A 12,781-nucleotide genomic window follows, 5' to 3' on the forward strand; every position below is an offset into this window, starting at 1 on the left:
GAAAATATGCCCAAGACTAAATTTCAAGACTTAATCTTTACCCTGATTATGGTCGTTACGATGGTTTACTGTATGACTTGTTATAACATGGTAGTCGAAGTAGGTCTTCATTATTCTACTTTTCTCTATGCCATTCGTGATATGTGGCCGGAAGCGCTTGGCGCGTTTATTGCCCAGCGTTATATTGCGGGTCCCTTGGCGAAGAAGCAGGTATCCCGCCATTTTACGATGGGTAAGGACAAACCTCTTCTCATTACTGTGGCAATGGCTGGATTTACGGTGTCTATGATGGCGCCTATCATGACCCTTTATGTGTCCATTCTTCATAATGGGTTTGGATCAGAGGTACCGCTGATTTGGCTGGAGAAACTGGCTGTCAACTTTCCGGCGGCATTGTTTTTACAAATATTCTATGTAGGTCCGTTTGTACGTTTGGTCTTTAGGCAGTTGTTTAAGAAACAGCTTCAGGATGGCAAAGTATTTAATAAGTCCCAGATGCGGCAAGTTGAGAATTGAAGTAAATAGACCCGGTATGGTCAGGCAAATGATCTTTTCCTATGCTCCAGTGGGAAAAGATCATTTTTTTATTCTAATGTCAGTTATTAAAATAAAAGTCCAAAAAATTAATAATATAAAATGGATGCAAAAAAGAACATGGAGAATTCTATATATTTTTTTATAAAAATGAAGCGGTAAATATCTCTAATATAAAAATGTAGTGGCAAAGTGCTGTTAAAACCTTGATACACAAGGATTTATGATAGTGATAATTCAAACATAAGAGGGGTTTGTGTCACTTGCTGAATTAAATATTTACAAATTCTAAAACTATATTTTAAACTTTAGCTAGATGATAATGATTTTCATTATCACAAATAAATAGGGCTGGCTGGTGGTTTTGTGAACATACATACCATGATTAAAGTGGAGACTGACCGTGCAGATCCAAAAGAGATTGTAGGGAAAAGTCCTCTCATTATGTTAATCATTTTGCTCGGAGGCGTGATTTGCCTGCTGTTTGGGCTCGCGCTTTCTGTGATCTCTGGCACAGCTGATATTTCTCTTTCAACCGTATGGGAGGCTTGTTTTCACTTTAATGCGGAGCTTGAAACACATCAGATTGTTGTGAATCTTCGTTTGCCTAGAGCATTAACTGGAGCATTGATCGGAGCGAGTTTTGCTGTAGCGGGGGCTATGATGCAAGGAGTGACCAGAAATCCTTTGGCGGATACGGGATTACTGGGAATCAATGCAGGCTCGGGTCTGGTTCTGGCGATAGTCATTGCTTTCTTTCCAAGTCTATCCTTTGGAAGCTTGATTTATTTCTCGTTCCTGGGAGCAGGCCTGGGGGTAGCGTTGATCTATGGTTTGGCCTACGCCGTTAGAGGAGCCTTGACTCCGCTTCGGCTGATTTTGGCTGGTGCGGTCATAGGAACGCTGATGAAAGGTATGACCCAGATTATTTCCTTGTTAACCGGAACCACCTATGAGCTGGCTTTTTGGTCGGCAGGAGGAATTTCGGCAGCGGAGTGGGTACAGGTAAAGATGATTAGTCCTTGGGTTATTACAGGCTTAATAAGCGCAATAATTTTATCCCCAAAACTGACGATTTTAAGTTTGGGAGAAGAAGTGGCTACGGGGCTTGGTCAGCATACATCATCGATCAAGCTGATTTCCGGTATTACCGTGCTGCTGCTGGTAGGTGCATCCGTGCCTGCAGTCGGCGGGGTAGGGTTTATAGGACTTATCATTCCTCATATAGTACGATTTCTGGTTGGGGAAGACTATCGCCTAATTATTCCCTGCTCGGCAATGCTGGGAGCTGTAATTGTCGTATTTGCAGATATTGGAGCCAAACTCATTAATATGCCTTATGAAACACCGCTGGGTTCGATTATGGCCGTAATCGGAGTTCCATTTTTCCTGTATCTTGCGCGGAAGGAGACCAAACCACTTTTATGATTGAGCACACCTTTGCAGAAATACACAATGTTCGTCAAAAAAGGACTTTCAAGATCGTTGTTATGCTTTCACTCATCCTGGCGGTTATCTTTTTGATCAGCCTGAATACGGGGACTATGCGACTAACCCCCGAACAAGTTTGGGCTGTGCTGACTGGCGAAGGCAGCCAGAAGCAGCAGACTGTATTGTTTCGATTACGTTTACCCAGGATGATTATCGCCATATTGGTTGGGGCTGGATTGGCTGTTTCAGGTGCGGTATTACAGGGGATTTCAAAGAATGCATTAGCAGACCCGGGAATATTGGGCATTAACTCAGGTGCAAATCTGGTAGTACTTCTTATAGTTATTACGGCCCCGGCTTCCATTTTTGCGAACCCCTTTCTGTTACCTGCTGGAGCTCTGCTCGGTTCCTGCTGCACCGCTGCCATCATTTTTGCGATGTCTTATAAGAAAGGCCGCGGCCTTCATCCGAGCAGAATGCTGCTAATCGGGATTGCTGTAGCAGCAGCATTATCAGCTATATCCGCCATTCTTACCTTAAAGCTTAATCCGATGGAATATGACATGGTGTATGAATTCAGTCTTGGAAGCTTGTATGGCGGTGACTGGGACTTTGTTTTGTCGTTACTTCCCTGGATACTTGGTGTGCTTCCCTTTGTTATTTACAAATCTCATATCTTGAATATTCTTCATCTGAATGAGTCGGCTGGAGTTTCATTAGGCTATTCAGTGGAGAAGGAGAGATTTTATTTATTACTGGCCGCGTTAGCGCTGGCAGCGTCATCGTCGGCTATCGGCGGAGGAATTGGTTTTGTAGGACTAATGGGACCGCATATGGCCCGAAAATTAGTTGGACCTAAACACCAGTTTATGCTGCCAGCTGCAGCTTTGCTCGGAGCTATCTTAGTCATCGCAGGGGATACGGTTGCCCGCAGTATTCTCAAAAATACAGAGCTGCCAGCCGGTGTGGTGATTTCTATGCTGGGGGCGCCATATTTCTTGTACCTGCTTTTAAAATCCAGATAAGTATAGAGGAGCTTTTTATTATGTATAAACAAATTAGAACAGTGCATTTATTTACGGCTCTTGCTTTTGTATTATTGCTTTCGGCTTGTAATATCTCAAATGAAACAGCAAGCACAGAATCAGTGGCTAAAGCCGAGTCAGGTTTGCAGGCAAATAATGAAGTGACTGAACAACAGGCAGGTTATCCACGAACCGTTAAGCATGAAGACGGAGTAATCACGCTCGATTCCCGTCCAGAAAAAATAATCAGTATTGACGAAGATATCATTGATATTTTGTCCTTGCTGGGCCATTCCCCGTTAGGAAGCGAAGGATTGGATGAAGTAGCTGATTCTGCTCTCTTTGCCCCTTATATTGAGGGGAAGGATATTATCAATATGGGGAACCGAATGAACTTGGAGACATTGCTAGATATGGATGTTGATTTATTGATATTTACATCTGATAAGGTTCGTGAGCTGGATAGTTTAAAGGACATTGCACCCTATGCTGTAGTAGCAGGTGGAGCTGATTATCGGACACGAATCCGCCAGCTGGGAGAACTGCTCGGAGAAGAACAACAAGCAGAGGCAATTATTGAAGATTATGATCAACAAGTTGAGACGGTTAAAGCAGAGATGCCTTCTGATTTTGAAGAAACTGTTCTAGTCTTGCGAGCCAACGGAAAAGATTTTACCGCTCTAAGTACGGAAGAGTTTGGATTACTATTTAATGAATTAGGGTTTAAACCGGTTAAAGGTATGGAAGCAGGCGGGCAATTAACCATTGAAGGCATAAGTGCAGCTAACCCCGACCATATCATTATTGCGGAATCCATTCGTGAATCCGATCCCAAGAAACCCAATGGATTAATTAATATGTGGGAAGAAAATCCTGTGTGGAAATCACTTTCAGCTGTGAAAAATGGCAATGTACACACTGTAGATAAATTGTTGATCGAACCAGTCTTCTCCGCACAATTTGAAATTCTTAAATTAGCTAAAGAGATTATAGGCGGTTAAGTAATGCCTTGTACCACTGACTGTTGGCAGTGGTACTTTCTGCACTTGATAAAGGAGGCAAGATTTGTGCCCGATCTTAACATTATTGAAACGGATCATTTGGACATCGGTTATGAAGAGAACTTAATTGTTGATGATCTCCAGCTAATTATTCCGAAAGGTAAAATCACAGCTTTGGTTGGAGCAAACGGATGCGGAAAATCAACGATACTAAAAGCTATTGCACGAATTTTACAACCCAAGAAGGGGAGCGTCTATTTGAACGGACAGGCCATTCATTCGCTAAAAACGAAAGAAATTGCTAAGCATTTGGCTATTCTTCCGCAAAATCCGTCTGCGCCCGAAGGATTGACTGTTGCCGAACTTGTCAGCTATGGCCGGAGTCCGCATCTGACCGGCTTTGCAACATTATCTAAGCTGGATAAAGAGGTGATTCAGCAGGCTCTTGAAGTTACTAATATGCTGCCGTTTGCCAGATGCTCTGTGGATCAATTGTCAGGAGGGCAAAAGCAGCGAGTATGGATTGCTATGGCGCTTGCCCAGGAAACGGAGATACTGCTGCTGGACGAACCGACTACTTACCTCGACATAGCTCACCAATACGAAGTGCTCTCCTTATTGAAGAGGCTAAACAAACAGGAAGGACGAACAATTGTAATGGTTGTCCATGACTTGAACCATGCTAGTCAATATGCAGACTACATGGTGGCTATAAAGAAGGGCAGGATTTTCTACAACGGCACGCCGCGGGAAGTGATGAAACAGGAGAACCTTTTCGAAGTATTTGGGATCCATTCCGATATATTGCTAGATCCTAGAACTGGCCAGCCGATCTGCTTGCCTTATATACCGGAGGTGTAGCCATGAAGCCGTTCAGCGGCGATCTCCCGCAGCTATGGTTTGAATTGGAGCATTACAGCACCCTAAAATTGGATGCTCATCATTTTCATGAATGGTATACAAACAGAAATACCTTACTGTATCTCGCAGAAGGTGAAGGAACACTTCAGGATGTATTAGGAGAGCATAAACTGAATGCAGGTGACTTTTTCTTTTATCCAAAGGAGGAAAGAATTAAACTGACTTCTTCAAGAGCCGGCTGCTTAATTATTCGTAAAATTGAATTTGACTGCGTCCGAATTAACCGACGAGAAGGCGCTTGGAAGATGCATTTCTACAAACTTCCATTTTGGGGGCGTCTGCACTCTTCGTCTCCTACTATTACACAGCATTTGATGGAGAAACTCTGTTTAAAGCTGGAATATCGCAACTTTCCGATGGAAAGCACTCGTGATCGAGCTTTGTTTTATCAAATGTGGGAGTATATGGAGAAATCAACAAAAAAACAGCGTGCAAATGAAGATATGCCTCTTTATCATATTGCTGAAATGCTAAGGGAGCATGTGAAAGAGAAATTCATAATGGAAGAGTTGGCAAATAAAGCAGGGCTAAATATTTCTGAATTTTTCAAACGTTTCAAGCATGAGTATGGGACAAGTCCTGGGCAGTATCATACTGAGCAGCGCCTGCGTAAATCTCTTGAAATGCTTACCGGCAGTTCATTAAAAATATCCGAAATTGCACACAACGTAGGTTATGAGGATGAATATTACTTTAGTCGGGTATTTAAGAAAAAGCTGGGAGTTTCTCCTGCAGAATTTATAAAAAAAGCACGAAAAAAAGTATTGGTTGTAACCCCTAAGCTGAAGGACATTGTTCAATGCATCGGGATCAAACCTTTACTTTTAAATTGTGAGGGGGCCTCACCTTATTCCGCTCCAATATCACAGGAAATTGAAGATAAAAATCTTGATTATATACTCATTCCCCCTGAGTATGCAGCTCACCGGCAAGAATTAAGCCGCATTGCCCCTGTATATATTTTATCAAACACAAGTATGGCGGGCGGGGTCCAACAATTATTGCCAATTTTAAAATTGGAAGTTTTGGAATATGAATGGTTGCTTTCCTATCATGTCAATGAAAAGAATGAGAATCGTCAAGTAAGTTTTTAGGATAATCCATGGGTATAGGCACCTCTGCACACTATGATGAAATTAATAAAATTCAGACATCAAAAAGGAGAATACCAATGACAGATGTGCAGCTTCAACCTCTACCTCAATATCCAGTGGCACAGGCGATTAAAGAGAGACGATCGATCAAAAATTTTAAAAATAAGCCGGTTTCCCTCGAGGTTATCGAAGAGCTGCTTGATATTGCAGTATGGGCTCCTAATCATAAAATACGTGAACCATGGCGGTTTATTGCTTATGTAGAAGATGGACGGAAGACTTTGATTCAGTTGCTGAAAAGAGAAGCAGAATCAAACAAGATGGGCAAACCCATGAAAAGAGCAAAGATTGAGTATTTACTTGCCATTCCTGCCTATTTGCTTGTAATTATGCCCGAAGATCCTCGGCCAAAAGTATGGGAAGAAGATTTTGCCGCGGTAAGCGCGATGATTCAGAACTTTCAGTTGGCTGCATGGGAAAGAGGGTTAGGCGTAATCTGGAAAACGGATGATTTCATTTATTCACCGCAAGTTCGCCAGGCAATAGGAGTACAGCCAGGTGAGAAGATCGTTGGCATGCTGCAGATTGGTTATCCGGAGGCTGTTCCAAAGGCTCAACAACGAACCTCTGCTGCCGAACGGCTAACAGTGATTTCTGATGCGAACAGTATGCTTACGGAAGAAGAATTTCACATTCCCTTATCGGGAGAAAATCTGTTTATGAATCTGCCTTCCACGTCGAAAGCTGAAGCAATTCAGCTTGCAGGGGAGAAACTGGTTGAGCTCGGCTATGTCGGAGAATCCTATATTGAAAGCATGCATGAAAAAGAATTGACGAAGTCCACCTACTTGGGGAACGGAATTTGTACACCCCATGGCTCTAAACAGGCCAAGGAGTCTGTGGTCCAATCGGGAGTAGCCGTGTTACATTTTCCTGAAGGCATCGATTATGAAAATGGTGAACGCGTCTATCTCATGATAGCCATAGCGGCAGAAAGAATGTTTCATTTAGACGTACTTAGGCAGGCTGCCACCATGTTTGAAGATAAAGTTCAGGTTGATAAGATCATGGCCTCAGATTCGAAAGAGGATTTCTTGCGCAAATTTGAGGAAATCCATCGAGAGACGAGAGTACTATGATTGACATCAAATGAGTGAAGAATAAGCTTCACTCATTTTCAATTTTAGGAGGCGATCGGATGCAACAAATCTTTATCTTAGCAAATGTGGAGGGGCTGCATTTTCGTCCTGCCAGCCGTATTATTGAAATATGCAGGCAAGCATCATGCTCTGTTCAAATCATCAAAGGTGATCAATCGGCCAATCCACTAAGTATGATGAGTCTTTTGAAACTGGGAGTTCGTTGCGGAGAACCAGTGACAGTTATAGCGGAGGGGCAGCAAGCCCAAGAAATTGTGACTGCCATTGGCCAAATTTTGGAGTCATCTTGATTAAAGCGATAGAGAGCTACCGGTTCGGCAAAGGGACTAAGCTGGCCATGTTTGCCGCGCCTTGTATTAAACCCGAAATCCTGATGCAGCAGACCCAGCGAGAGATCATCTAGGAGCTTAGAATAAGTCGGAGTCATGTTTTACGGATTGCGAAAAAGGGCGCTCATGAAGCTGTATCATTAGTTTTATAAGAAGAAGTTAAGGAGGGTCCGGCTACCCAATCCTTACTTTGAGCCATCTTATCAGAAAGATCGCAGGCTGGTCTGCGATCTTTTTATATTCGACGCACGTAGAGTGCGACCTCGCCGACAAAGATCTTCGGTAGCCGGAAGCTCATTTCAATCCACGCACTCACGTAGAGTGCGACCGGCCGCCCCTCGACCAGCGCATCAGGCCGTGGATTTCAATCCACGCACTCACGTAGAGTGCGACGCTGACTACCTAGCCGTATGGATGTATCTGCTCATATTTCAATCCACTGAATCGTCTACACTTAGTTGGACAGAAAAAATAAGGGCTTGTAGAATAAACCTATCATGCTAAGGAGCGGATCTCTACAATGCCAAAACAACAACGGCGAACCTTCACCTCTGAATTTAAGAAGCAAATGGTTGGGCTCTATGAGAACGGGAAATCCAGAGCAGCAATTGTGGAGGAATACGGCCTCACAGCTTCAGCTTTAGATCGTTGGATCAAGCAAGCTCAGACGTCAGGTTCCTTCAAGGAGAAAGACAATCGTTCTTCAGAGGAAAACGAGCTGGTGGCCTTGCGAAAAGAGAACCAGCGTTTGAAGATGGAGATCGATATTTTAAAGCAAGCCGCGCTGATCATGGGACGAAAGTAGCTATTATCCAAAGCAATCGTGATAAATACTCGGTATCAGCAATGTGTGACGTCCTGCAAATCGCAAGAAGTACCTTTTACTATGAAGCGAAAGAACAACCGAACGAAGACGAGTTCACGGAAGCTATTGTGGAGATCTTCCATAAAAACCGAAAAGCCTACGGTACACGAAAGATCAAAGCCAAGCTCCAGGAACAAGGAATCAACGTGTCCAGACGCCGTATTGGCCGAATCATGCGCCAGCAGGGCCTTGTTTCCACCTACACCATTGCCCAGTTTAAGCCCCACAAAACGGCCTGTAATGAGGCTGCAACGACGAATGTGTTAGATCGTGAGTTTGATCAGGCTGAAGCTAAGCGCTTCGTCGTTAGCGATCTGACGTATGTGAAGGTCCAGCACCGCTGGCACTACGTTTGTGTCCTCATTGACCTATTTAATCGAGAGATCATTGGCCATAGTGCAGGTCCACATAAGGACGCTGCTCTGGTTTCACGCGCCTTTGCTACGGTAGAAGGCGACCTGAGCCAAATCCAGTGGTTTCATACGGATCGTGGCAGTGAGTTTAAAAACCAGAAGATGGACGAGCTTCTGGAAACCTTTAAGATCGGTCGGTCGTTAAGCGCGAAAGGCTGTCCTTATGACAACGCGGTGGCAGAGGCTCCTACAAGGTTATGAAAACGGAGTTCATTCATCAGATGGAGTTCCAAAGCCTTGATCACCTGCAGTTGGGACTATACGACTACGTCAACTGGTTTAACAAGCATCGAATTCATGGATCTCTGGGATACATGACACCTGTTCAGTATCGCCAAGCAGCCCTTAAAAAAGCTGTCTGATTTACTGTTGACAATCCAACTCTCCTCTTTTCAACTATCAGTACTGGTCACCACTTGAAGTCAATTTTTGTCCTGTGGAAAGGACGAAACTTGACCTTATAAAACGAAACGAAAATCCGCGCCAGACGCGGATTTTTATTATGTTCCTGTCCTCTGACATTATGATTTCGTCTAACTTGCGTTATGCATAATTTTAATAGATTGATATATTTCTCTACATGACCCTTGGTCTCCCCTAGGTCGCGGGAGAGTTGAAATTAAAATATATAACCTTAAAAGAGAGTTCCCGGAACCTCCGGAAACTCTCTTCAAGATTTAAATATGGTTTTAGGTCTCGTAGCATACCGACTTCTGCGTGTCTATCACACACCGATAAACTTTGCTACATTCGGGTATAAGGAGATATTTTCCCATAATGTCTTACAAGATCTGTATTGAAAATAGAATAGCCGCTAAGTTTTTTTAATCCTTCTCTTATCAATAACCTAATTAGACCAAAGTTCTTTAATTTGCTCTACTAAATTATCTAGCGTTTTCCCATCTGTTTGGTTTGTGAATATTTTTGCTTCTCCAGTCTTTCCTTGATAAGCAGATAAAACATAATCATCATCAACAACGTAATAGGTGGCATACCTAGTGAAAGAATAACTTCCTTGTTGTTCTGGCGCTGTTCCTTTTTTTATGGAAGCAACAATTTTCATTCCTGGTTTCAAATCTGGTTCAATTCCCACAAAATCAGCATTATAGAACAAGTTAACGGAATTCGGAACCTCTTCCCCTACGATAACTTCGTCTACTTTAACTTCATACGAAACAAAAGTCGGTTTATAAGGTTCTATACCTTGTGTTTTATCTTTTTCGGCAGCATCCCCCTCTGGTGTTCCTGGTTCTGCTGTTAAGGAAGACGTGAAATTAGGGTTTTGCTTAACGACTTCAGCAATAATTACCGCGTCTGACATTCCTAATATTTGATCAAAGGGAACGTCAACGGTTTGTGCTAAACTAGCATTGCCTTCTGAAAGCGGGTATTCTTTACGAAGTTCAGTAATTCTTTCATCGGAAAGACTCAAGGCGGCTGGTTTGTTACTTGAGCAACCCATGGCAACTAAAACTAAACTGAATAACAGTATTGTTAAAGAGATTTTTCTCAACATTTTCCCCTCCATTTCAGTATTTGTTATTGATGTCATTCAGATCATGTTGTCTAGGAACATAATAACCTTCATATACGCCACCTGTTCTCATGATTGACTCTTCACTAGTAGGATAGTAATTAGCGTTGGGATGACCGAGGCCTAGGGCATGACCCATTTCATGGACTATAGTAGCAACCTTGTGATTACCAGGGTTTGAGCTGACGAAACCTTTTTCGAAGACTGTTGCACATTAGATGAGGTTAATACAATCCCGTCTGTTGTCTTCAAATCTGTAATCGCAAGTATCCCAGCCCCACTCAAACCAAATCTATCTGACCAATATGTTTTTGTTCCTGTTGCTACATCGACGTTTGAGGAACCATAACCCACTTTGTCTATTACAACTTTCTGAGAATATGTTGACCATAGAGTAGCAGCTGTAGTGAAAGCGCTTGTATAATCGGAGTTTAAATAATCCCCATTCACCTTAAGATAAGGTTTCCCGTTACTTAAATTATTCCATTTAATAGGGATCGCTGTCCAATTAGGGGCTGATCCGGAATAATACATTTCATGAGCACTTAGACTTGGACTAACAGAGAAGACTGAGATTACAGCAATCATAAAGAAGGCAATAAACTTTTTCTTATGACTCACAACTTTACACCTCTCCCTTGTGGAATAGTCTACCATTTATTTAAACTAACCTTACAATATATAAAATTTTATGTAAATTGTTGTATTATTTGGGGATTTATTTTAAAAAGAGTGTTAGACGAGGAAAGATGTTGTAGACTAAGAAAAAAACTAAGGGAGGACCATAGAGCTTATCACTTCAGACAGCACTTGAACAGTATCATAGTTATAAGTTATAGCCGTTGATTCAACGAATTTTTGTTTACTATTCTGCAGAGAAGGACTTAAACAAAAAGAAATCCCTCCGGTTTTTGAGTCCACAGCCTCTTTGATTAGCCTTCATATGCACTTTTCCTTAATGAGCAGATCTTTGTGGATACCGCGCCGAACGAATCGGAAATCAAGCTTTGATTTCAATCCACGCACTCACGTAGAGTGCGACGCCGGTCAACGCCCCAGCCGCGCGCCTTGAGCAGTATTTCAATCCACGCACTCACGTAGAGTGCGACGACCTTCGCGACAACCCAACCAGCCACATTAGCAGATTTCAATCCACGCACTCACGTAGAGTGCGACGCAGGTCTCTTCGAGTCCACCGTTAATCTGCTCATTTCAATCCACGCACTCACGTAGAGTGCGACAGGTTGCCGCCGCCATCTCTTCGGACATGTGTGCATTTCAATCCACGCACTCACGTAGAGTGCGACCAGATGCCATCGTTAACATCCGGCAGGTAACCGGTATTTCAATCCACGCACTCACGTAGAGTGCGACATCCGTAGTCACCGCGATGGAGCAGCTTTTTGGATTTCAATCCACGCACTCACGTAGAGTGCGACTCAAGCGACCATGGGTGACCTGACGCGTCTGGTCATTTCAATCCACGCACTCACGTAGAGTGCGACAGAACAGAAACGGCAAGGTCGGGACTGCTGAAATGGTATTTCAATCCACGCACTCACGTAGAGTGCGACACCAGTCATAGCTCACATCAGGCTCAATCTTCAATTTCAATCCACGCACTCACGTAGAGTGCGACGGTGAAATGTTCGGCTTCTCCTGGACTCAAATCATTTCAATCCACGCACTCACGTAGAGTGCGACTTAGTTCGAGTCGCGAGGAATTGCTCTTTATTTTTATTTCAATCCACGCACTCACGTAGAGTGCGACTGAATACGTAATAGATGAATTAATGGGAACAATTATTTCAATCCACGCACTCACGTAGAGTGCGACTAAAGTGCTGGCCCAGATGGCCCAGCCCAAAAAAATATTTCAATCCACGCACTCACGTAGAGTGCGACTAAAGGTGAAAGCTACGATGCCATACAGGATCCTATTTCAATCCACGCACTCACGTAGAGTGCGACCGGCGGGAAGCCCAAACAAGTGACTCTGACCCAAATTTCAATCCACGCACTCACGTAGAGTGCGACGAGCAAGGGGAACCTTCGCTATTTGGAGGCTTTAATTTCAATCCACGTCACGTAGAGTGCGACCGGATTCAATCTCCCTCCTATACCGAAACTAGCATTTCAATCCACGCACTCACGTAGAGTGCGACCTGATCTCGGTCGCAATAATGTTGATGCACATCTATTTCAATCCACGCACTCACGTAGAGTGCGACGCGCTGTAACCGTTCGTTTGTCCCGGTTAACGTGATTTCAATCCACGCACTCACGTAGAGTGCGACAAGACCATGACTGCGGGTGTTCTTGTTGATACAACTATTTCAATCCACGCACTCACGTAGAGTGCGACGAAGAAAGTGGTGATTACAACGGTTACGAAAATTGATTTCAATCCACGCACTCACGTAGAGTGCGACGATCACAGTTCCGTTAAAGGTAAGATAATCATTTTATTTCAA

The 12,781-nt window shown here is 43.3% G+C and carries 10 protein-coding genes, 2 pseudogenes and 2 CRISPR repeat arrays; of the genes and pseudogenes, 10 read left to right on the forward strand and 2 right to left on the reverse strand.

What is annotated here, in order from left to right; translation table 11 throughout:
* Nucleotides 1-6 precede the first annotated feature (6 nt).
* The 10 genes and pseudogenes from FCN15_RS18480 to FCN15_RS18525 all read left to right on the forward strand — a co-directional run bounded on the left by FCN15_RS18480 (nt 7) and on the right by FCN15_RS18525 (nt 9,135).
* Nucleotides 7-516: a DUF2798 domain-containing protein gene (locus FCN15_RS18480; RefSeq protein ID WP_138496516.1), complete on the forward strand. Its 510-nt coding sequence runs from the start codon at nt 7-9 to the stop codon at nt 514-516.
* A 399-nt stretch (nt 517-915) separates the two neighbouring features.
* Entirely contained in the window at nt 916-1,962 is a 1,047-nt protein-coding gene (locus tag FCN15_RS18485; protein WP_138496518.1) for a FecCD family ABC transporter permease, read from the forward strand.
* Nucleotides 1,959-2,990 carry a FecCD family ABC transporter permease gene (locus FCN15_RS18490; RefSeq protein ID WP_138496520.1) on the forward strand — a complete coding sequence of 344 codons (1,032 nt, stop codon included), beginning with the start codon at nt 1,959-1,961 and terminating at the stop codon, nt 2,988-2,990. Before FCN15_RS18485 ends, FCN15_RS18490 begins: the two co-directional genes overlap by 4 nt.
* 20 nt (nt 2,991-3,010) lie before the next feature.
* On the forward strand, nt 3,011-3,991 hold the full coding sequence (locus FCN15_RS18495) for an ABC transporter substrate-binding protein (RefSeq protein WP_138496522.1): 981 nt from the start codon (nt 3,011-3,013) through the stop codon (nt 3,989-3,991).
* Between the two features lie 66 nt (nt 3,992-4,057).
* Nucleotides 4,058-4,852 (forward strand): ABC transporter ATP-binding protein, encoded by a 795-nt coding sequence (locus tag FCN15_RS18500; RefSeq protein WP_238996750.1) that lies wholly within the window; start codon nt 4,058-4,060, stop codon nt 4,850-4,852.
* A 2-nt stretch (nt 4,853-4,854) separates the two neighbouring features.
* Nucleotides 4,855-6,006, forward strand: coding sequence for a helix-turn-helix domain-containing protein (locus FCN15_RS18505; RefSeq protein WP_138496525.1), 1,152 nt, complete (start codon nt 4,855-4,857; stop codon nt 6,004-6,006).
* Nucleotides 6,007-6,083: 77 nt separating this feature from the next.
* Nucleotides 6,084-7,145: a nitroreductase family protein gene (locus FCN15_RS19675; protein ID WP_162515404.1), complete on the forward strand. Its 1,062-nt coding sequence runs from the start codon at nt 6,084-6,086 to the stop codon at nt 7,143-7,145.
* A gap of 59 nt (nt 7,146-7,204) precedes the next feature.
* A complete protein-coding gene (locus FCN15_RS18515) occupies nt 7,205-7,456 on the forward strand; it encodes an HPr family phosphocarrier protein (protein ID WP_138496529.1) in 252 nt (83 codons plus the stop codon).
* A pseudogene (locus FCN15_RS19570) lies at nt 7,453-7,542 on the forward strand (RNA polymerase subunit sigma-70); the annotation flags it as partial. The gene FCN15_RS18515 and the pseudogene FCN15_RS19570, both read left to right, overlap by 4 nt.
* A 473-nt stretch (nt 7,543-8,015) precedes the next feature.
* Nucleotides 8,016-9,135 (forward strand): annotated as a pseudogene (locus FCN15_RS18525) (IS3 family transposase).
* Between the two features lie 485 nt (nt 9,136-9,620).
* On the opposite strand, the gene FCN15_RS18530 reads toward FCN15_RS18525, so the two are convergent.
* On the reverse strand, nt 9,621-10,325 hold the full coding sequence (locus FCN15_RS18530; protein ID WP_162515405.1) for a hypothetical protein: 705 nt from the start codon (nt 10,323-10,325) through the stop codon (nt 9,621-9,623).
* Between the two features lie 129 nt (nt 10,326-10,454).
* A complete protein-coding gene (locus tag FCN15_RS18535) occupies nt 10,455-10,928 on the reverse strand; it encodes a hypothetical protein (protein WP_138496533.1) in 474 nt (157 codons plus the stop codon).
* A gap of 389 nt (nt 10,929-11,317) precedes the next feature.
* Nucleotides 11,318-12,345: direct repeats of the CRISPR family, unit length 32 nt; unit sequence ATTTCAATCCACGCACTCACGTAGAGTGCGAC.
* Between the two features lie 95 nt (nt 12,346-12,440).
* Nucleotides 12,441-12,739: direct repeats of the CRISPR family, unit length 32 nt; unit sequence ATTTCAATCCACGCACTCACGTAGAGTGCGAC.
* Nucleotides 12,740-12,781 lie beyond the last annotated feature (42 nt).

The organism is Paenibacillus pinistramenti, assembly GCF_005869875.1.
Lineage (GTDB): Bacteria > Bacillota > Bacilli > Paenibacillales > Paenibacillaceae > Fontibacillus > Fontibacillus pinistramenti.